We start from the raw sequence: 20,514 nt of genomic DNA, 5'->3' as shown, positions 1-20,514 counted from the left end.
CTTCCGCGCCCTACGGTGGTCGGCATGACGACCACCGCACCACACTCCTCCCACGGGGCCGACGAAGTCCCGGGAGCCCAGGGAGTCCAGGAAACCCAGGAGGCCCAGGGATCCCAGGGGGCCGAACAGGCCGGGTACGCACCGGAGGAGCCGGCCCGGCTCGCGTTCATCAAGCTGCACCCCGGCTTCTACCAGGCCATGCGGAGCCTGGAGGCGGCCGCCTCCGAGCATGTCGACCCCGTCCTGTACGACCTGATCAAACTGCGCGCCTCGCAGATCAACCACTGCGCCTTCTGCGTGGACAAGCACTCCAAGGACGCGCTGGCGGCCGGCCAGAGCGTGGAGCGACTCATCCAGCTGTCCGCCTGGCGCGAGTCGCGGCACTTCTACACCGAACGCGAGCTGGCCGCCCTTGCGCTGACCGAGGCCGTCACCGTCCTCACCGACGGATTCGTGCCCGACGCGGTGTACGAGGAGGCCGCCCGGCACTTCGACGACACCGAACTGGCGCATGTCATCGGCGCGATCACCGCCATCAACGCGTGGAACCGGATCGCCGTGACGTCCCGTATGGTGCCGGGCCACTACCACCCCGGCGGGGCCAAGCGATGAGCCCGAACAGCCCGACCAGCACAAGCAGCCCGAACAGCACAGGCAGCGCAGACAGCGCCGGCGGTACGGACAACGCGGCCGGGGCGGCGGCGCTCCGGGCCCTGCACCATGGACGGCCCGCCGACCGCCCACTGGTCCTCCCGGGACCGTGGGACGCGGCCTCGGCGCGCGTCTTCGAGGAGGCCGGCTTCCCGGCCCTGGCGACGCCGAGCGCGGGGGTCGCGGCGTCGCTGGGCCACGAGGACGGGCAGACGCCCGCGGCCGAGATGTTCGCGGCGGTGGCGCGGATCGCCCGCGCCGTGTCCGTACCGGTCACGGCCGATGTCGAGGCCGGGTACGGCCTGCCGGCGAAGGAGCTGGTCGAACGGGTCCTGCACACCGGCGCGGTCGGGGTGAACCTGGAGGACACCGCCCCCGGGCGGGTGCTGCGCGATCCGCACGAGCAGGCCGACTGGCTCGCGGCGGTACGGGAGGCGGCCGGCCCGGCCCTCGTGATCAACGCGCGCGTGGACACGTACCTCCACGGCGGCACCGTCGCCGACGCCGCCGCCCGCGCGCGGCTGTACACGGCGGCGGGCGCGGACTGCGTCTACCCGATCAAGGCCCCGGCCGGCGATCTGCCCCGGCTGCGCGCGGCGGGGGTCGAGGGGCCGCTCAACGCCCTGGCGGTGCCCGGCGGTCCGTCGTTCGCCGAGCTGGGGCGGCTGGGCGCGACCCGGATCACCTTCGGCCCGATCCTGCTGCACCGCGCCCTGGCCGGCCTCGGGGAGCTGGCCCGGGAGCTGGCAGCGGACGCGGGAACGGACGCGGGAACGGACGCGGAGTAGCGGAGCGCCCCGGGGGGCGTGGCGGAGGCCGGGGTCAGGGAGTGGGCCGGTAGTACGTGAGGGCCGTGATGAGGGTCTCCTGCTGTCTGGGCCACTCACTCTTCGGTCCCGCGGCGAGCATGACGCGGGGCTTGCCGCTGTCGGTCACGAAGGCGCGGGCGACGACCTGGCGGCGGCCCTCGTCCCGGTCGTACGCGTACACCAGCTCGGCCGTGTCCCCACCGCCCTTCTTCTCCAGGCTGATCTCCTCGTAGTGGGTGTTGACCGAGAGGCTCTGCGAAGTCTTTCGCAGAGCCTCGTACGGGGTCAGTCCGGACTCGCCGGTGTCGTAGATCTGGATCAGGGAGGAGCCGCCGGGGGCGACGTAGAAAACGCTCCCTCCGGTGGCGGTCCGGGTCCAGCCATCGGGGACGGCGAGGCGGAAGCCCGACTCGTCCTCGACCATCGTGAAGCCACTCGGCGGGACGTCCTCGACAGGCGAGGACGACGGGGAAGCGGGGTCCGCGGCCGGGTCGGACGGGCCGGACGGGGAATCGGAAGCGGAAGCAGACGGCGCGTCGGACACCGAGGTGCTCGTGCCCGCCCCGGCGGCCGGCCCCTGCGCCGTACCGCCGCCGTCTCCGCCGCCCCTCCCCCACAGCAGCCATCCGCCGAGCCCGCCCGCGACCAGCACGGCCGCCGCGACAGCGGTGACGAGTACATGGCGCGAGGGACCGGTGGCACCGCCCGGACCCACGACCCCCGGCGCCGGGTCCATCGGGGGGTACGCGGGCGGGAACGCCGGCAGCGGCGGAAGCGGAACCACCGGACCGCCCCCCTCCGCCGCGCCCTGCCCGGTACCGGGCAGGGGCCGGGGGACGAAGCCGGCGACGGGCGGCAGCTCCGGCAGCGGTCCGGAGCCGGCGCCGGAGCCGAAACCGGTGCCGGTGCCGGAGCCGGTGCCGGGTGCGGCCGAGCCCGTCTCCCAGCTCTGCGACTCGTCGTTCCACCAGGCGCCCGACCCGGCCGTCCCTCCTCCGCGCTGCACCATCTCAGCCTCCGAGCAGTGCGGTGACGGACTGGCCCACGGCCGCCGCCGAGGCGAACAGGGCGGTCAGCGCGCCTGCGTCGGCGAGCGCCTGGCGCAGCCGGGTCAGCCGGCCCGGGCCCGCGGCGCCCGATTCCTCGATCTCGCCCTCGGCACCGGCGAGTTCGCCGTCGAGCGCGGCCATCCGCCCCGGGTCGGCGAGTCGGCCCAGGTCGGCACGCAACTCCCGGATCGCCGCGAGCAGTTCCTCCTGTCCCGGGTCGCGCTCGGCCCCGGGGCCGCGCACGGTGTATTCGACGTGATTGTGGTCGCCGACGGTGACGTTGCCGGTGACCCCTCTGATCTCGATGCGTCCCGCAGCGGGTGTGTCGCGCTCAACCACGGTCGCCTCCGGGGCCCTTGGTCCTGGTCTTCGTCTTCGCCGCCGGCTTCGTGGGGCCGGCGGTCGTGTTGCCGACCGTATTGTGGTCGCCGATGGTGACGTTCCCCTTCGTTCCTTCGATGAACACGCCACCCTCGCCGACCTGTACGATCTTCTGCTCGAACTCGGCTGTCTCGTAACCGGCTTGACGTAGGGCGACGGTCACGCCGTTCGCCACCCGGTCCTGGATGCTCTTCAAGTACCGGCTGACGTCCATCTCCTGGAACAGGGACGCGGCCGGGTCGGATGCCATTTCCCGCAGGGAGCGGAGCGGCCCCTCGGGCAGGGCCCGCGCGTATCCGCCCACGCCGAGCGTGCCCAGGTTCTTCAGCGCCCGCCAGACGGTGACCAGGGCCTGCCCGGTGAACTGCGAGGTCTGCCCGATGGCCCAGACCGCCTTGCCGCCCTGGTGGTTGTTGCGGTGGCGGTGGGCGATCCGGTCGGCGTTCCGGTAGAGGGAGGCGACCGGGCGCAGTACGTGCGGGGCCACCTCCAGCATCAGCATGCCGCCCTGGGTGTGGACGCGGACGAAGACGGTGGTGACGATCTCCTCGCCCCAGCCGCCGACCCTGATCCGCAGGAAGTGACGGCGGGTCTCGCCGCCCTCCTCGATCGCCCCGGCGCGGTGCCGCTCGAACCCCTCGGGGGTGTACGGCGCGGCCGCGCGGCTCGGCAGCCCGTCCACCGGCAGGAAGACGACCTCGTCGATCTCCAGCTCGCGCAGCCGGTCGCGGACCACGTCGCCGTGCAGCGACGGTACCCGCAGCGCCTCCAGAAGCGGAACGATGTGCCGCATGATCGCGGTGTTGTCGAGGCGTTCCGGCGCACGGCCGTCGAGATCCTCGCGAGGGCGCAGCTCGACGGAGAGCGACCAGGTCTCATAGGGCGTTCCGGCGCCGCAGAACGGGTTTTCGGAGCGGTAGAGAACCAGCCGGGAGTGCTGTTCGGTCCTGATCCGGTCCCGCAGCCGGCGGAAGCGGAATCCCAGCGCGTGCTCGGCGGGGTCGCCGCGCAGATCGGGGAAGCGGGTCCGGGACAGCTCTCCGGCGAGCGCGCGGGCGACCTGCCCCCGCTGGAACGCGGCCGCCGCCGCGACCAGCGGCAGGACGGCGAAGGAGCACAGGGCCTGGAACACCCCGGCGTAGTACAGCACGTAGAGCGGGCTCGTCACGGCGGCGGGGGCCACGCCCTCGAAGGCGGCCAGGGGGCTCATGAGGGCCTGCAGCACATTCCCGAGGAACTCCACCGCGTGGCCCGCCACACCGAAGGCGAGCCCCAGGTACACGAGGACGGCGGTGGCGTAGAGCAGGATCGCGTACAGCCGCAGCAGGAAGGCGGGGATGGTGCGTTGCAGCGGCGCCGGGACGGCCTTGCCGTGGACCTTGCGCGCGAGGGCCAGCAGCAGGACGGGGACGACGAGGAGCAGGACGAGACCGCCGGTGACGGCGTAGGAGACGACCCAGACCGCGAGGATCGCGGCGGACCAGCCGAGTTCGATCCGGCGAGCGCGCAGGGCGTGGGCGAGGACGCGGGCGGCGTCGAAGCCGAGGGAGGGCGCGGCGACGCGCTCCTCGTGGACGTACAGCTCGTCGATGACGGCGTCGCGGAAGCCCTCGTCGAGATACGTGCCGGCGCACAGCAGCCGGGTGGCCTCGCTGGCGGCGGGATCCGCGCGCGGGAGGTCGTCGGACGGGACGCCGGGAGGTGGCGCACCCGGGGGCGGCGCGCCCCGCGCGGGTACGACGGGCGCGGGCGCGGCGGATGGCGGCGAGGCCGGTGTGGGTGCGGCGGGCGTGGACGCGGCCGGTGTGGGTGTGGCGGGCGTGGACGCGGCCGGTGGCGGCTCGGGCGGTGGTCCTGACTGCTGAGGCAAGGGCGGCTGTGCCAATGTTCCCCCGAACAAGTGAACTACCCGTATGGCGCGCCGAGTTGGCCGAGTCGACGATGCGTCGGCTGTGCGGGGGGACAGCATAGAACGCACGGCGCCCCCGGCCCAGTGGCCGGGGGCGCCGTGCGCGAAGACGCGTCGCGGGAAGCGCGACTCGGGTTCGGACTCAGGCTCAGATGAGGCCGAGCTCGCGGACCGCGTCGCGCTCCTCCGACAGCTCCTGGACGGAGGCGTCGATGCGGGCGCGGGAGAACTCGTTGATGTCCAGACCCTGGACGATCTCGTAGGAGCCGTCCTTGCAGACGACCGGGAAGGAGGAGATCAGGCCCTCCGGGACGCCGTAGGAGCCGTCCGACGGGATACCCATGGAGGTCCAGTCGCCGGCGGCGGTGCCGTTGACCCACGTGTGGACGTGGTCGATGGCGGCGTTGGCGGCGGAGGCGGCGGAGGACGCGCCACGGGCCTCGATGATCGCGGCGCCGCGCTTGGCGACGGTCGGGATGAAGGTGTCGGCGAGCCAGGCCTGGTCGTTCACGGCCTCGGCGGCGTTCTTGCCGGCGATCTCCGCGTGGAAGATGTCCGGGTACTGCGTCGCGGAGTGGTTGCCCCAGATGGTGAGGCGCTTGATGTCCTCGACGGAGGAGCCGGTCTTCTGGGCCAGCTGCGTCAGCGCGCGGTTGTGGTCCAGGCGGGTCATCGCGGTGAAGCGCTCGGCCGGCACGTCCGGGGCGGCGGCCTGGGCGATCAGGGCGTTGGTGTTGGCCGGGTTGCCGACGACGAGGACCTTGATGTCGTCCGCGGCGTTGTCGTTGATGGCCTTGCCCTGCGGCTTGAAGATGCCGCCGTTGGCGGCGAGCAGGTCGCCGCGCTCCATGCCCTTGGTACGCGGGCGGGCGCCGACGAGCAGCGCGACGTTGGCGCCCTCGAAGCCCTTGTTCGGGTCGTCGAAGATGTCGATGCCCTTGAGCAGCGGGAAGGCGCAGTCGTCGAGCTCCATGGCGGTGCCCTCGGCGGCCTTGACGCCCTGCGGGATCTCGAGGAGGCGCAGCTTGACCGGCACGTCCGCGCCGAGCAGGTGGCCGGAGGCGATGCGGAACAGCAGCGCGTAGCCGATCTGGCCGGCCGCGCCGGTCACGGTGACATTCACGGGAGTGCGGGTCATGGCGATCTCCGTAAGACAGCTGGCGGTGGGGTTTCCCTGCCCCTGATGCTGGATGTCTCCTCGTGATCTGTGATCGATCGATGTCTCGACGTGAAGAGATATCCGGCGATCAGGCTATCGGACCCGGAACCTTCCGCACCCCCAACCCCTTGTGTCACGGCTCACTGCCACCCCGGATGCACCCGGCCGCACCGCTCCCGGACCCGTCCCGTACCCCTCCCCCGCTTTCCCGCGCCGCGATTCTGACGCCACGTAGCGGAATGGTCACCTCCGTCACCTCCGTGCCACAACGGCCCGCCGGATCTTGAACGCCCATTGGCACGTACATGACCCTGGAGCACGACGGCGCCCGTCCTCCCACGGGGGAGAGGACGGGCGCCGCGTGAGCCTTCGTGTCGCGCATGTCTTCGTGTCGCGCGCGTATTCGTACGGTCGGGGCCGACGGCGTCAGGCCGCCGCCAGGCCGTCAGGTCACCGTCAGATGGAGGACGTCCTCCAGGAACGGGATCCGCAGCCAGGGCTGGGGCTGCGCCATCAGCGTCAGGAGGACGATCATGGCGCCCATCACGCCGTACGTGATCATGTCGGTGAACCGCGAGCGCACCGCGAGCATCCCGACCGACGGCAGACTCCGCCGGAGCACCGCACCCGTCAGGAGCGCGGCCCCGATGAGCAGCCCGCCGACCCGGAACGCCTGCGGGAACAGGTCGGTCCCGACGACGAGCAGGCCGAGCGCGGCCATCCCGAGCACGGTGAGCAGCGGCCACTGCCGGGCGGGCGCGGGCGCGCCGCCGGGGGCCGCGCGACCGCCGCCCTCGGGCGGGACGGTGCCGGTGGTGAGCGTCGCACGGGGGTGGCGGCGCGGTGTGCCGGCGTCGCTCTCACCCTCGCCCTCACCCTTGTCCGTATCGCCCTCGCCCGAGTCGCTCGCGTCGGCCTGGCCGACCGGGGCGGCCGGGACGGCGGAAGCGCCCGGCGCGGCCGGCGCGTCCGAAGCCGCCTCCGTCCCCGGCTCCGCATCCGCCTCCGAGGTCGACTCCGCAGCCGTCTCCACGACCGTCTCCGAAGCGGTCGCGTCGAGATCGGCCCGCTGACCTTCGGACTGTCCGGGCACGGCGGCCCGGCCGTCGGCGGCGGACACGGTCAGCGGATCCCGGCCGCGCGCTCCGCGGCCTCGACGACGTTGACCAGGAGCTGGGCGCGGGTCATCGGACCGACACCGCCCGGGTTCGGGGAAAGCCAGCCGGCGACCTCGGCGACGCCCGGGTGCACATCGCCGACGATCTTGCCCTCGTCGTTGCGCGAGACGCCGACGTCGAGCACGGCCGCGCCCGGCTTCACGTCCTCCGGCTTGATCAGGTGCGGCACCCCGGCCGCCGCGACGACGATGTCCGCGCGCCGCAGGTGCGCCGACAGGTCCCGGGTGCCGGTGTGGCACTGGGTCACGGTGGCGTTCTCGGAACGGCGGGTCAGCAGCAGCGGCATCGGGCGCCCGATGGTGACACCGCGGCCGACGACCACGACCTCCGCGCCGGCGATCTCCACACCGTGGCGGCGCAGCAGCGTGATGATGCCGTTCGGGGTGCACGGCAGCGGGGCGGGCTCGCCGAGGACGAGCCGGCCGAGGTTGGTCGGGTGCAGACCGTCGGCGTCCTTGGCCGGGTCCATGAGCTCCAGGACGCGGTTCTCGTCGATGCCCTTGGGCAGCGGAAGCTGCACGATGTAACCGGTGCAGGTCGGGTCCTCGTTGAGTTCCCGTACAACGGACTCGATCTCGTCCTGCGTGGCGGTGGCCAGCAGTTCCCGCTGGATCGAGGCGATGCCGACCTCGGCGCAGTCACGGTGCTTTCCGGCCACGTACTTACGACTGCCCGGGTCGTCGCCGACCAGGATCGTGCCGAGGCCGGGCGTCACGCCCCGCTCCTTGAGGGTCGCCACTCGGGCGGTCAGATCGGACTTGATCGCGGCTGCGGTGGCCTTGCCGTCGAGAATCTGGGCGCTCATGCCGCCATCCTCCCGGATGACCCCCGCCGGATTCCAATTCGGTCCGGAAACGGTGCCTTCCCGGGATCCGCCCAAAGATCCGCCCGGGATCCGCGCCAAGACCCGCCCGGATCCGTTCGGGAAACCTTTAGGTTGCACTTATACAACTCCGGTGCGTACCGGCGCGTATCGACTGGACAAAAAGTCGCCACTGTGAGGACGATGATCCGCGCAGTGCCGCGGGCAGTGCCGGGGGGCAAAACCACTCATTTTGCGTGAAACACGTGGCGCATATTCCTCCGTGCTCGGACCGCGTCGTCCCCGCAGTACGTAACGGAGGAAGAGACTCGATGAGCTTCGGCGACCCGAACAACCCCTACGGCCAGCAGCCTCAGGGCGGTCAGCCCGGCCAGCAGCCCGGCTACGGCTACCCGCAGCAGCCCGGTCAGCAGCCGGGTCAGCCGGGTTACGGCTACCCGCAGCAGCCCGGCCAGCAGCCCGGTTACGGCTACCCGCAGGCCCCCGGCACGGTCCAGGCGAACAACGGCTACATATCCCTGCACGGTCTCGGCACCGTCCAGGTCGCCTCGATGGGACGGCGCCTCGGCGCGCGCCTGATCGACGGCATCGCCATCGGCGTCGTCTACTACATCCTCGCGGCCATCGGCCTGGCCGGTGTCGTGGGCGCCGGCTCGACCATCGACGACTGCTCGGGCGAGACCTACGGCTCCGCCGCCTACCAGTCCTGCCTCAACGACCAGACCGCCGCCGCGGGCGGCATCGTCGCCGCCTTCTTCGGCGTGATCTTCCTGCTCTTCATCGCCACCATGCTCTACGAGTGGCTGATGATCGCGTTCGTCGGCGCCACGCTGGGCAAGATGGCGCTCGGCCTGCGTGTCGTCAAGGAGACCACGGGCGGCAAGCCGGGCCTCGGCGGCGGCTTCATCCGCTGGATCATCCCCATGGTCGGCGCGATCGTCTGCGGTATCGGCGAGCTCCTCGTCTACCTGTCGCCGTTCTTCGACAGCACGGGCAAGACCCAGGGCTGGCACGACCGCGCCGCCGGCACGGTCGTCATCAAGAAGTAAGAAGTAACGTTCCGCTTCGCGCGGAGCGTTCCGAGGGCGAGGGCCGCCCGGCGTACACCGCCGGGCGGCCCTCGGCCGTTGTACGGAGGCGCCGACCGGACCGTACACCTGGGGGCGGCCCGGCCCGACGCCCTCACCGCCGCCCGATCGTCCTCACCACCGCCGGATCGTCGTCACCGCCGCCGGCTCGTCCTCACTGCCGCTTCATCACCACGAACTGCCCCGCCTGCGCCGACACCGCGTACCGCGCCCCCGGATGCAGCTGCCCGGCCAGGCCCACCGGGTCGCTCACCGGCTGGGACCAGCCGGAGGCCAGGTCGAGGGCGAGGTAGTCGGGGCTGACGTTCGGCGCGCCGCCGACCCAGTAGACGGTGTGGTCCCGGGTCAGATGGGCCATGAGCGTCACGTTCGTCTCCACGCTCGCGCCCTCCGGCACCGCCGCGACCGCGCGCCGCGCGTCGAGGGTGCGGGCGTCCGTCCGGTACGTGTCGGCGCGCAGCAGTTCGCGCAGCGGCATGTCCAGGGTGTGCACCAGCGCGACCGCCGTGACGACGGGGACCGCGACCCTCCCGTACGCCACCAGCCACGGACGCGGCGAGGTGCGCACCGAGCGGATCGCGTCGACCAGGGCGAGGAAGACCACGGGCATGAGCAGGGCGCTGTAGTGCCAGAGCATGCCCCAGTGGTTGGGGTCCTGGGAGAGGAAGCGCCAGCCGAGCGTCGGCAGCACGAGCAGCGCGAGCGGGGAACGCAGGCACAGGAAGCCGGTGACGCCGGCGAGGAAGAAGAGCATCTCCCACTTCTCGCCGTGGCCGAACGCGCCGAGGAGGGAGTCGAGCGGCGACAGGTCCGCGCCCTCGCCGGTCTTGTCGATCTTCGCCCAGTAGTCGTACTGGCCGGCCTGGCTCGCGGCCGGGATGAGGACCAGCACCGTCAGCGCGAAGAAGGTGACGCCGAACGCGGCGAGCATGCCGCCGAGGCGCTTTTGTCCCTTGAGGAAGAGGACCGCGCCGACCATGGCGACGGTCAGTCCCATGTCCTCCTTGACGAGGACGAGCGGCGCGGCCCACGGCACGGCGGCGTTCCAGCGGCCGAGGAGCAGGGCCCGGCAGGTGAGGGCGAGCAGCGGGACGGCGAAGGCGATCTCGTGGAAGTCGGACTTGACGGCTTCCTGGAGCCCCCAGGACAGCCCGTACGCGACGGTGAGCGCGATCCCGGCGGCCCGGCTGCCGAGCACCTGCTGGGCGGTGCGGCCGACGATCGCGGCGGAGGCGGCGAAGAGCGCGGCCTGCGCGAGAAGAAGGACGAGCGGAGAGGACCACACCCAGTACGCCGGCGCCAGCAGCGCGGTCACCGGACTGAAGTGGTCCCCGAGTATGAGAAATCCGGGTCCCTTGATGTCGACGATCGGGGCCCGCAGTTCGGCATATGCCCGAACGGACTGCTCGAAGATCCCGAGATCCCAGGACGGCGTACGAAAACGCGCGTACTGCACCCAGGAGTAGAGGAAGTAAAGGCCGCCGAGAACGCCGGCTATCAGCGCGTACGGAAGACGCGGCGCGGGCGCGAGTACCCGGGACGGTCCGCTGTCCCCATCGGTCTCGGGAGCGGAGGGTTCCGCCGCGGAACCGTTCTGCACATCCAACACCGCGCCCCCAGGAACCAGCCGCCGACGAAAAGAGCAACCCATTAGAACAGAGGTCACCCGACCGGCGGAATCGTCGACGGCATGGGTTCGCCGGGCATCACTCACCGTCCTTTGCACGGGGCACCGTTCGACGCCGGCCGCCACCGGCACACCGCCGTGCCGCCACGCGCCGTCAGCCGTACCGCCGCCCGCCGTACCGCCGGCCCACCCCCGTGGGGCCGACGGCATGAACCCGGCGGCGCGGGGCACGCGAGCCCCGGCCGCCCGCCCTGCCAGGCGTCGGCGGGTGACCGGCGGGTGACCGGCGGCCCTGGGGCCGCCGATCACCGTCCGTCAGCGGAAGGAATCGTCAGTGGAAAAAGTGCCGCGTTCCCGTGAAGTACATCGTCACGCCCGCCTTCTTCGCCGCCTCGACCACCAGCTCGTCGCGCACCGACCCGCCCGGCTGGACGACCGCCTTCACGCCCGCGGCGGTCAGGATCTCCAGGCCGTCCGGGAACGGGAAGAACGCGTCCGAGGCCGCGTACGCGCCCCGGGCCCGCTCCTCGCCCGCCCGCTCGACGGCCAGCTTGGCCGAGTCGACGCGGTTGACCTGGCCCATGCCGACGCCGACGGAGGCGCCGTTCTTGGCGAGCAGGATCGCGTTGGACTTGACCGCGCGGCAGGCCTTCCAGGCGAACGCCAGCTCGGCCAGCTCGGTCTCGGACAGGGCGTCGCCGGTGGCGAGGGTCCAGTGGGCCGGGTCGTCGCCGTCGGCCTGGAGGCGGTCGGTGACCTGGAGGAGGGCGCCGCCGTCGACGGGCTTGACCTCGACCGGGTTCGCCGGAGCGCCCTCGGCGCGCAGGACGCGGATGTTCTTCTTCTTGGCCAGGACCTCGACGGCGCCGTCCTCGTAGCCGGGGGCGACGATGACCTCGGTGAAGATCTCCGCGACCTGCTCGGCCATCGCGACCGAGACCGGGCGGTTGACGGCGATGACGCCGCCGAACGCGGACAGCGGGTCGCAGGCGTGCGCCTTGCGGTGGGCCTCGGCGACGTCGGCGCCGATCGCGATGCCGCACGGGTTGGCGTGCTTGATGATCGCGACGCACGGCTCGGTGTGGTCGTACGCGGCCCGGCGCGCGGCGTCGGTGTCCGTGTAGTTGTTGTACGACATCTCCTTGCCGTGCAGCTGCTCGGCCTCCGCGAGACCGCCGGTGCCGTCGACGTAGAGCGCGGCGCCCTGGTGCGGGTTCTCGCCGTAGCGCAGCACGTTCTTGCGACTGTAGGTGGCGCCGAGGAAGTCGGGGAAGCCACTGTCGCCGTCGGCGGCGTAGTCGGCGGCGAACCAGCTCGCCACGGCGACGTCGTACGCGGCGGTGTGCTGGAACGCCTCGGCCGCGAGCCGCTTGCGGGCGGTCAGGTCGAAGCCGCCGGCCTCGGCGGCGGCGAGCACGTCGGCGTACCGCTCCGGGCTGGTGACGATGGCCACGGACGGGTGGTTCTTCGCCGCGGCGCGCACCATCGACGGGCCGCCGATGTCGATCTGCTCGACGCACTCGTCCGGGGTGGCGCCGGAGGCGACGGTCTCGCGGAACGGGTAGAGGTTCACGACGACCAGGTCGAAGGGCTCGACGCCCAGCTCGGCGAGCTGCGCGCGGTGCGACTCCAGACGCAGGTCGGCGAGGATGCCGGCGTGGACGCGCGGGTGGAGCGTCTTCACGCGGCCGTCGAGGCACTCGGGGAACCCGGTGAGTTCCTCGACCTTGGTGACCGGGACGCCGGCCGCCGCGATCCTCGACGCGGTGGAGCCGGTGGAGACCAGCTCGACCCCGGCCTCGTGCAGACCGCGCGCCAGCTCTTCGAGCCCCGTCTTGTCGTAGACGCTGACGAGCGCGCGGCGGATGGGCTTAACGGTGTCCGTGTTCACCGACATGAACCTTTCGTCCCTCAATGCTGTAGCCGTGGCGGGCGAGACGCCCCACGACCTCGACGAGCAGCGAGCGCTCGACGTCCTTGATGCGCTCGTGGAGCGCGGCCTCATCGTCCTCGTCCCGGACCTCGACCACGCCCTGGGCGATGATCGGGCCGGTGTCGACGCCGTCGTCGACGAAGTGGACGGTGCATCCGGTGACCTTGGCCCCGTAGGCGAGTGCGTCGCGCACGCCGTGGGCACCGGGAAAACTGGGCAGGAGTGCCGGGTGGGTATTGACGACCCGGCCGCCGAAGCGGGCCAGGAACTCCTTGCCGACGATCTTCATGAAGCCGGCCGAGACGACCAGGTCCGGCTCGTATCCGGCGGTGGCCTCGGTGAGCGCCCGGTCCCACGCCTCGCGGGTGCCGAAGTCCTTGACCCGGCAGACGAAGGTGGGGATCCCGGCCCGCTCGGCCCGTTCCAGACCGGCGATGCCGTCGCGGTCGGCGCCGACCGCGACGATCCGGGCGCCGTAGCCCTCGGGGTCGGCGGCGATCGCGTCGAGCAGGGCCTGGAGGTTCGTGCCGGAGCCGGAGACCAGGACGACGAGGCGAGCGGCAGCCACTGAGGTCACTCTTTCCATGGTGTTTGTACGGTCGTACGAATGAATCGCATCCCGCGATACGGGGAACCCTACGAAGAGCGCGACCGCGGGCAACGATACCGGCACTCGGGACGGCCCCCACGGGACGGGGGGATGACCGGGAGGTAGCGTCAGGGTCCGAAGGGCCGCCAGGCCCGGCCGCGGCGGGGCAGCACAAGGGTTCGGCGCGAGGGCCGCGGCCGGGTACGACAGCGTTCTCGCGCCCGTGCGGGCACGACATGCGGGTCGGCGCGAGCGCGCGTACGACAGCCGACAGACGACAGAGGGAAGACGTCCAGCAGATGCCGGATCGCCAGTCCAGGAACGACAGCAACCCGTTCGCTCCGCCGCCCACGGGCCGGCCGGACCAGCCGTGGCAGCCCCGAGTCCCTTCGGGCGCCGAGGGTGCCGAGGGTTCCGCGGAGACCGGCGAGTCCGGGGGATCCGGGACGGCGTCCGGGGGAGCCGGGGGCGGTACGCCGGCCGGTCCGGGCTGGAGCAGCGCTCAGCCCGGCCGGTCCTCGGACGCCTTCGGCCGCCGGCCCGAGCGGCAGAGCGGCCCCGGTGGCCCGGGCGGCGGACCGGGCGGTCCGGGGGGCGGCTCCGGGGGCACGGAGGGCGGCCAGGGTCCCGGACTCCGCTGGGACCCGACGGACCCGGCGCAGCGGCGGGCCCGCTACGCGGTGCTCTCCGGCATGTGGGCGTTCTTCTTCTCGTTCTTCTTCCAGGAGGTCGCCCTGCTGCTCGGCGCGCTCGGCGCCTACTGGGCGATCAGCGCGCTGCGCACCCGCCCGAAGACGCCGGAGGGCCCGCTGTCGCCGGCGCAGACCGCCGCGATGGGCGCGGCCACCCGCTCGAAGCAGGCGGCGGCGATCAGCGGTCTGGTGGCCTCGTCGGTGGCGCTGATGATCGTCGCGAGCAGCTTCGCGGTGCACATCGCCTACCGCGACTTCTACCAGTGCCGGGACGACGCCCTGACCCAGCAGAGCCGCCTGGCCTGCAACGACCTGCTGCCGAAGCCGCTGCAGGACACCTTCGGGGTGCGTGAGTAGCGGGCGCGGGTCCCCTTGCCCCGCTCTTCGCGCCTCAGGCCGGACCACGCCACGGAGCCAGCGTCAGTGATCATGGGCCGTGATCACTGACCACTGGGCGATCGTCCAGGACACCGAGCGGAACCAGTGGGGATACACCCCGCAGCGGAAGATCGGACCTCTGGACTTCGGCATGGACCTGGCCGACGCCGTCGCCGTCATGGCGGAGCACGGCTTCACCGCGGAGCAGCACGCCCTGGGGCCCTGGCACTCGACGGGCCGCGCTCAGCGGCGCGTCGAGTTCCGCGGGCCGAGCCCGAGCCCCCGCCTGACCCGCCCGGCGGTGAAGTGCTACTTCATCGAAGGAGCCGGTCTGACCTGCGTCCTGGTCGACGGGCTCTGCGGCCCCCAGGTCACCAATGAGGGCATCCGCCTGATCGGCCGTGTTCCGTCGGAGCTGCTTCAGGACATGGAGTCGTACGCGACCGAGCACGACACGGGGCTTCGGTCCAGCCCGGGAGGCGACCTGTACGTCGAGACCTTCGAGATCGAACTGGGTGCTCAGCGCGCCGGCGACTCCGTGGCGAGCTGGGCCCTTTTCTACCGCACGGGGGAGATCGCGGGAACCTCCTGGGACATCGCCCCAGCGGAGGTCTGGCACCACTGGTAGGGCCTGCGGCAGGCGGACCCGGACGTTCTCAGAGCGGCTTCGGGGGCTCGGGCTCCCAGGCGGCGGGCAGGACGCCGTAGCCGTCCTCGTCCGCGTCGGCGTCCAGGGACTCCAGCGCGTCGAGCCGGGCCAGAGCGCCCGCCGAGGCCCCGGCACCGGCGGTCTTGGCGGCCCCGGGCGAATCGGCAGACGCTTCCGGCGCTGGTGCGGTTCCGGATCCATGGGCGGGTCCGGATCCATGGGCGGGGCCGGAACCGTGCGGGGGCGCGGTCGTGTCCCCCGCACGCTTCGCGCCGCGACGCCGGACCTGCCCCAGCCGTACCGCCACCCAGCCCCGTACGCCACGCCCCTCCGTCTCCGCCTCCGTTTCCGCCGCCGCCGCGTCGGCGGCCGGTACGACGGCCTGCGCCGCGGCCTGCGCGGGCGCCAAAAGCTCCGACTCCCGTCGCGCCGCGCGGCGGGTGGACCAGCGGCCCCAGGCCCGTACCACCAGCGCCGCCGGCACCCCGAGCAGCGCGCACCACGCCAGGGCCGCCGGCCCGGTCTGCCACCACACCGGGCCGAAGGCGGCGAGCCTGCCCGAGCCGAGCGGGCCGCCCGCGAACGCCGTGAGCAGAGTGACGGTCAGCCCTACGGCTCCGGCCGCGCCGAGGGCGGTGAGGGCCGTCCGGCGGGCCGGCCAGTCGTGCGCGGACCGGCCCACCCGGTGGCCGAGGACGAGGGCGGCGCACACCGGGACGGCGGCGGTGGCCCACTGCGGCCAGCCGGCCGGCCCGGGGCCGGGCACCGCGGCGAGCAGCGGGAAGTCCGGCGCGGCCGGGGCGGCGGTGTGCCCGAGCGGACCGAGGGGGCCGACGAGCGCCCCGGTGCCGAGGGCGAACCCGGGGCCGAGGCCGTAGGCCACGCCCCACACCACGGCGTTCGGCAGCAGCGTGAGCGCGAGCAGGGTGACGGTCAGCCGGCCCGACCACTCCCCCGCGAGACCGCCGAGGGACACCTGGACGTCCCCCACATGCCACAGCAGCGACCCCACGACGAGCAGGGCGCCCGCACCGAGCAGGGCGGCGAGAGCGTACCCGGCGGCGCGTACGGCGGCGACCGGGGCGCCCTGCCCGGGCAGCGGACGGCCGTGCGCCGTCCAGGCGCCCGCGCAGGCGGCGGCGAAGACCGTGACGGGGGTCCAGCAGCCCGCGCTCGCGAGGTCGGCGGGGAACGCTCCGGCCTCCGTGTAGATCACGACCACCGCCGCGACCAGCAGATATCCCCCGGTGACGGCGCAGACGGCGCCGGCCGGCGAGGGCACGGGCCGGGTGTCGGCGGGGTCCAGGGTGTCCCGGGCGGCCCGGTGCGCGAGCCACAGCGGCAGGACGCAGAGCAGCATCGGGGTGACACCGAGCGGCGCGGGTACGCCGGAGACCGTGCCGGTACGGATCAGGTCGGCGCCGTGCGCCAGCAGCCACAGTCCGGCGGCGGTCTGCAAGGCGCTGTCGGCCCCGCCGTCGGGGTACGGGGACGAGATCCAGACGACGGTCACGAGGACGGCGAGCGCGCCGACGCCGAGTCCGGCCGCGACCGCGCCGCGCACGAACGCGGTCGCCAGGGCGGGGGACCTGCGGCCCTGGACCGGGACGTCGGGCGCCGGGGGCGGAACGGGAGACGGGCGCGGGGCGGTCAGGTGGGTCACGCTGATCATGCTGCCAGCGACACGCTGTTTTGCCCGCGTAACAGGCGAATGGATGGGGTGTCGCCCAAAATACGCTTATGTACTTTTCTTCCCAGGGCCGCACCCGCGGAAGGTAGAGCCGATGAACCCGACCCCGCCGCCCGTCGTGCTCCCCTCCCCCAAGGAGCGGCGCCGGCTCCGCGAAGCGCTGGCGCTGAGCGAGGAGCAGGTCGCCCGGGCCCTCGGCGTCACCCGGGCCACCGTCAGGGCCTGGGAGGCCGGCCGGGCATCCCCCAAGGGGCGGCAGCGGCGGGAGGCGTACGCGCGGCTGCTCGGCGTGTACGAGGAACCGGCCGTGCCCACGGTTACGGAGCCCTCGGAGGCGAACTCCGCAGCCGTGAAGGCCCCGAAGGAGCGACTGAAACCGGAAACGGAAGCGGGAGCGGAACCGAAGCCTGAGCCGGAATCAGAACCGGAGTCCGGATCGGGATCGGGATCGGGATCAGGATCAGGATCGGGATCGGGATCGGCACGGGCGACCGGCACCCTGGGAGAACCCGTCCCCGCAGCGGCCCAGGCGCCGTCCGGCCCGACCCCGCAGGATGCCTTCGACGCGCTCTACGCGCACGCTTCCCCGGGGCTCCTCCACCAGACGTACCTCCTCACCGCGCGCCGCCGGCTCGCCCGCGAGGCCGTCGCGCACGCCTTCCGGCACGCCTGGCGGTACTGGCCCGAGGTCGCCCGCGACCCCGACCCGGTGGGCTGGGTCCGCGCGGCGGCCCACGACCACGCTCTGTCGCCCTGGCACCGCTTCCGGCTCCGCCACCGGCGCCCCGACACCCCGCCCGCCGATCCCGCCCTGCGCGAGCTCCTCGCGGCGCTCCAGGCGCTGCCGCCCTCGTACCGCCGCACCCTCCTGCTCTACGACGGCCTCGGCCTGGACCTGCCGGACACGGCCGCCGAGACCGAGGCGAGCACCCCCGCCGCCGGGAACCGGCTGCTGCACGCCCGTGCCGTCATCGGCCGGCGGATCCCCGGGCTCGCCGACCCCGAGGCCCTGCACCAGTGGCTCGCCGCCCTGGTCGCGGACGTCCCGGCGGCGCCGGACGTACCGGCACCGCCGGACGAGCCTCCGAAGGGCGCCTCGGACAAGGGACCGGACAAGGAAACGGAACCGGATCCGGAATCGGTGGCAGGAACAGGAACGGCAACGGCAACGGCAACGGGCGAGGGAGCCGGAACAGGACCGGACGGAACCCCCGAAGCTCCCGAGGCGACGGAAACCCCGGGCACACCGGCCGCCGGGCTGCCCGCCGCGCGCTCCGTGCGCGGCCTCAGCGAGCGGGGGGCGCGGCGGACGACCCGGCTGGTGTTCGGGGTGACCGCGTCGCTGATCGCCGTCACCGCTTTCACCGCCGCGACCGCCCCGGACCACTACATCCCGGCGATCGCGCCGGGCGAGGCCGTCGGCGGCGTCCCGGCCCTCGGCGGCCCGCCGAAGCTGCGCCCCGAGGACAAGCAGCTCCGCGACAAGCTGCGCCACGCCCCGTACCCGGGCCCCGAACGGCTGATCCCCCGGGCCGAATAGGCCGCGCGGAGCAGGCCGCACCGAGGAGGCGGGTGGGCGCGCCGCCGTACAGCCGTACCGTCACACGAGCGCATGAACGGACAAGTAGACGAAAGGGCCCCGCCCCCGCCCGGTTTCCCGGGAGGGGGCGGGGCCCACTCGCGTCAAGCGATACGCCCGCCGTGTCAGCCGGCGAGGATCTCGCGCGCCAGCTTGGCGGTCTCGGTCGGGGTCTTGCCGACCTTGACGCCGGCGGCCTCAAGGGCCTCCTGCTTCGCGGCGGCGGTGCCGGAGGAGCCGGAGACGATGGCGCCGGCGTGGCCCATGGTCTTGCCCTCGGGGGCGGTGAAGCCCGCGACGTAACCGACGACCGGCTTGGTGACGTTGGCCTTGATGAAGTCGGCCGCACGCTCCTCGGCGTCGCCGCCGATCTCACCGATCATGACGATCAGGTCGGTGTCCGGGTCGGCCTCGAAGGCCGCCAGGGCGTCGATGTGGGTGGTGCCGATGACCGGGTCGCCACCGATGCCGACGCAGGAGGAGAAGCCGAGGTCACGCAGCTCGTACATCATCTGGTACGTCAGCGTGCCGGACTTCGAGACCAGGCCGATGCGGCCCGGCTTCGTGATGTCGCCCGGGATGATGCCGGCGTTGGACTGGCCCGGGGTGATGAGACCGGGGCAGTTCGGGCCGATGATGCGGGTCTTGTTGCCCTTCTCCACGGCGTACGCGTAGAACGCGGCGGAGTCGTGGACGGCGATGCCCTCGGTGATGACCACGGCGAGCGGGATCTCGGCGTCGATGGCCTCGACCACGGCGGCCTTGGAGAAGGCCGGCGGGACGAAGAGGACGGAGACGTTGGCGCCCGTCTTCTCCATCGCCTCGGCGACGGTGCCGAAGACCGGGATCTCGGTGCCGTCGAAGTCGACGGACGTGCCGGCCTTGCGCGGGTTCACGCCACCGACGATGTTCGTGCCGTCACCCAGCATGAGCTTGGTGTGCTTCATGCCCGTGGCACCGGTCATGCCCTGGACGATGACCTTGCTGTCCTTGTTGAGGAAGATAGCCATGGCTGTTTAGTCCTCGTCCCTTACTTCGCAGCCGCGAGCTCGGCGGCCTTGTCGGCCGCGCCGTCCATGGTGTCCACACGCTGCACGAGCGGGTGGTTGGCGTCGGACAGGATCTTGCGACCCAGCTCCGCGTTGTTGCCGTCGAGGCGCACGACCAGCGGCTTGGTGACCTCTTCGCCCTTGTCGGCGAGGAGCTGGAGGGCCTGGACGATGCCGTTGGCGACCTCGTCACAAGCGGTGATGCCACCGAAGACGTTGACGAACACGGACTTGACGTCCGGGTCGCCCAGGATGATCTCCAGGCCGTTCGCCATGACCTCGGCGGAGGCGCCGCCACCGATGTCGAGGAAGTTGGCCGGCTTCACGCCGCTGTGGTTCTCACCGGCGTACGCGACGACGTCCAGGGTCGACATGACCAGGCCCGCGCCGTTGCCGATGATGCCGACCTCGCCGTCGAGCTTGACGTAGTTGAGGCCCTTCTCCTTGGCGGCGGCCTCGAGCGGGTTGGCGGCGGCCTTGTCGGCCAGAGCCTCGTGGTCGGCGTGGCGGAAGTCCGCGTTGTCGTCCAGGGAGACCTTGCCGTCGAGCGCGATGACGTCGCCGGAGGCGACCTTCGCCAGCGGGTTGACCTCGACGAGGAGCGCGTCCTCGGCGACGAAGGTCTTCCACAGGGTCACCATGACCTCGGCGACCTTCTCGGCGACCTCGGCCGGGAACTTGGCCTGGGCGACGATGGCGCGGGCGGTCTCGATGTCGACACCCTTGTTGGCGTCGACCGGAACCTTCGCGAGCTTCTCGGGGGTCGTCGCGGCGACCTCCTCGATGTCCATGCCACCGGCGACGGAGGCCATGGCGAGGAAGGTGCGGTTGGTGCGGTCGAGGAGGTACGAGACGTAGTACTCCTCGAGGATCTCCGGAGCGGTCTCCGCGATCATCACCTTGTGGACCGTGTGGCCCTTGATGTCCATGCCCAGGATGTCCGTCGCGCGGGCGACGGCCTCGTCCGGGGTGGCGGCCAGCTTGACGCCGCCGGCCTTGCCGCGGCCACCGACCTTCACCTGCGCCTTGACGACCGACTTGCCGCCCAGTCGCTCGGTGGCCTCGCGCGCCGCCTCAGGCGTGTCGATGACTTCACCGGCCAGCACCGGTACACCGTGCTTGGCGAAGAGGTCCCTCGCCTGGTACTCGAACAGGTCCACGCGCGTCCCTTTTCTAGATGATCGCGGTTCGTTGTCTGCGTGGGCGTGCCGCGGAGGGCAACGTGACTGCGCTGTCACTAGGGAGGCGTGCACGGTGACCGTGGACGCGGCATGTCCGTCT

At 72.6% G+C, this 20,514-nt stretch carries 18 protein-coding genes; 6 read left to right on the top strand and 12 right to left on the bottom strand.

Annotation, left to right across the window (positions count from 1 at the left end):
- Positions 1-24 precede the first annotated feature (24 nt).
- Together ACGFRB_RS15410 and ACGFRB_RS15405 are read left to right on the top strand one after the other, a co-directional pair.
- Complete coding sequence (locus ACGFRB_RS15410; protein ID WP_393243304.1) at positions 25-612, top strand: carboxymuconolactone decarboxylase family protein; 588 nt, start codon at positions 25-27, stop codon at positions 610-612.
- Positions 609-1,439 carry an isocitrate lyase/phosphoenolpyruvate mutase family protein gene (locus ACGFRB_RS15405; protein ID WP_393243302.1) on the top strand — a complete coding sequence of 277 codons (831 nt, stop codon included), beginning with the start codon at positions 609-611 and terminating at the stop codon, positions 1,437-1,439. The genes ACGFRB_RS15410 and ACGFRB_RS15405 overlap by 4 nt, the downstream gene beginning before the upstream one ends.
- A 34-nt stretch (positions 1,440-1,473) precedes the next feature.
- On the opposite strand, the gene ACGFRB_RS15400 is transcribed toward ACGFRB_RS15405, so the two are convergent.
- From ACGFRB_RS15400 to ACGFRB_RS15375, 6 genes are all read right to left on the bottom strand, one after another.
- Positions 1,474-2,469, bottom strand: a complete 996-nt coding sequence (locus ACGFRB_RS15400) for a hypothetical protein (RefSeq protein ID WP_393243300.1) — start codon at positions 2,467-2,469, stop codon at positions 1,474-1,476.
- 1 nt (position 2,470) lies between these two features.
- Positions 2,471-2,848: a hypothetical protein gene (locus ACGFRB_RS15395; RefSeq protein ID WP_363006725.1), complete on the bottom strand. Its 378-nt coding sequence runs from the start codon at positions 2,846-2,848 to the stop codon at positions 2,471-2,473.
- The gene (locus tag ACGFRB_RS15390; RefSeq protein WP_393243298.1) at positions 2,841-4,760 is read right to left on the bottom strand and encodes a hypothetical protein; all 1,920 of its coding nucleotides are present in this window, start codon (positions 4,758-4,760) and stop codon (positions 2,841-2,843) included. The genes ACGFRB_RS15395 and ACGFRB_RS15390 overlap by 8 nt, the downstream gene beginning before the upstream one ends.
- A 187-nt stretch (positions 4,761-4,947) precedes the next feature.
- Positions 4,948-5,937 carry a malate dehydrogenase gene (locus tag ACGFRB_RS15385; RefSeq protein ID WP_363006721.1) on the bottom strand — a complete coding sequence of 330 codons (990 nt, stop codon included), beginning with the start codon at positions 5,935-5,937 and terminating at the stop codon, positions 4,948-4,950.
- Between the two features lie 466 nt (positions 5,938-6,403).
- A complete protein-coding gene (locus ACGFRB_RS15380) occupies positions 6,404-7,078 on the bottom strand; it encodes a DUF3017 domain-containing protein (protein ID WP_363006719.1) in 675 nt (224 codons plus the stop codon).
- A 2-nt stretch (positions 7,079-7,080) separates the two neighbouring features.
- Positions 7,081-7,941, bottom strand: a complete 861-nt coding sequence (locus tag ACGFRB_RS15375; protein WP_393243295.1) for a bifunctional methylenetetrahydrofolate dehydrogenase/methenyltetrahydrofolate cyclohydrolase — start codon at positions 7,939-7,941, stop codon at positions 7,081-7,083.
- Between the two features lie 329 nt (positions 7,942-8,270).
- On the opposite strand from ACGFRB_RS15375, the gene ACGFRB_RS15370 reads away from it, so the two are divergent.
- A complete protein-coding gene (locus ACGFRB_RS15370) occupies positions 8,271-9,008 on the top strand; it encodes an RDD family protein (RefSeq protein WP_393243293.1) in 738 nt (245 codons plus the stop codon).
- Between the two features lie 193 nt (positions 9,009-9,201).
- On the opposite strand, the gene ACGFRB_RS15365 is transcribed toward ACGFRB_RS15370, so the two are convergent.
- From ACGFRB_RS15365 to purN, 3 genes are all read right to left on the bottom strand, one after another.
- Positions 9,202-10,698 carry a DUF2079 domain-containing protein gene (locus ACGFRB_RS15365; RefSeq protein ID WP_393243652.1) on the bottom strand — a complete coding sequence of 499 codons (1,497 nt, stop codon included), beginning with the start codon at positions 10,696-10,698 and terminating at the stop codon, positions 9,202-9,204.
- Between the two features lie 307 nt (positions 10,699-11,005).
- Positions 11,006-12,571: a bifunctional phosphoribosylaminoimidazolecarboxamide formyltransferase/IMP cyclohydrolase gene (purH, locus tag ACGFRB_RS15360; RefSeq protein WP_393243291.1), complete on the bottom strand. Its 1,566-nt coding sequence runs from the start codon at positions 12,569-12,571 to the stop codon at positions 11,006-11,008.
- Positions 12,546-13,175 (bottom strand): phosphoribosylglycinamide formyltransferase, encoded by a 630-nt coding sequence (gene purN / locus ACGFRB_RS15355; RefSeq protein ID WP_393243289.1) that lies wholly within the window; start codon positions 13,173-13,175, stop codon positions 12,546-12,548. The genes purH and purN overlap by 26 nt, the downstream gene beginning before the upstream one ends.
- Positions 13,176-13,495: 320 nt before the next feature.
- Here purN and ACGFRB_RS15350 point away from each other — a divergent pair, with 320 nt between their 5' ends.
- The gene (locus tag ACGFRB_RS15350; protein WP_393243287.1) at positions 13,496-14,245 is read left to right on the top strand and encodes a hypothetical protein; all 750 of its coding nucleotides are present in this window, start codon (positions 13,496-13,498) and stop codon (positions 14,243-14,245) included.
- 79 nt (positions 14,246-14,324) lie between these two features.
- Positions 14,325-14,894 (top strand): hypothetical protein, encoded by a 570-nt coding sequence (locus ACGFRB_RS15345; protein ID WP_393243285.1) that lies wholly within the window; start codon positions 14,325-14,327, stop codon positions 14,892-14,894.
- A 28-nt stretch (positions 14,895-14,922) separates the two neighbouring features.
- Here the strand turns inward: ACGFRB_RS15345 and ACGFRB_RS15340 are convergent, their stop codons facing one another.
- Positions 14,923-16,578 (bottom strand): DUF6350 family protein, encoded by a 1,656-nt coding sequence (locus tag ACGFRB_RS15340; RefSeq protein WP_393243283.1) that lies wholly within the window; start codon positions 16,576-16,578, stop codon positions 14,923-14,925.
- A gap of 121 nt (positions 16,579-16,699) precedes the next feature.
- Here ACGFRB_RS15340 and ACGFRB_RS15335 point away from each other — a divergent pair, with 121 nt between their 5' ends.
- Positions 16,700-18,145, top strand: coding sequence for a sigma factor-like helix-turn-helix DNA-binding protein (locus tag ACGFRB_RS15335; RefSeq protein WP_393243281.1), 1,446 nt, complete (start codon positions 16,700-16,702; stop codon positions 18,143-18,145).
- A gap of 164 nt (positions 18,146-18,309) precedes the next feature.
- Here the strand turns inward: ACGFRB_RS15335 and sucD are convergent, their stop codons facing one another.
- Positions 18,310-19,194 carry a succinate--CoA ligase subunit alpha gene (gene sucD, locus ACGFRB_RS15330; protein WP_361225784.1) on the bottom strand — a complete coding sequence of 295 codons (885 nt, stop codon included), beginning with the start codon at positions 19,192-19,194 and terminating at the stop codon, positions 18,310-18,312.
- A gap of 20 nt (positions 19,195-19,214) precedes the next feature.
- Positions 19,215-20,393 carry an ADP-forming succinate--CoA ligase subunit beta gene (gene sucC / locus ACGFRB_RS15325; RefSeq protein WP_361225781.1) on the bottom strand — a complete coding sequence of 393 codons (1,179 nt, stop codon included), beginning with the start codon at positions 20,391-20,393 and terminating at the stop codon, positions 19,215-19,217.
- Between the last annotated feature and the right edge of the window lie 121 nt (positions 20,394-20,514).

This window comes from Streptomyces sp. NPDC048718, from assembly GCF_043198875.1.
GTDB lineage: Bacteria > Actinomycetota > Actinomycetes > Streptomycetales > Streptomycetaceae > Streptomyces.
The sequence above is the reverse complement of the archived record's forward strand: the minus strand, read 5'-3'. Positions and strand labels throughout refer to the sequence as shown.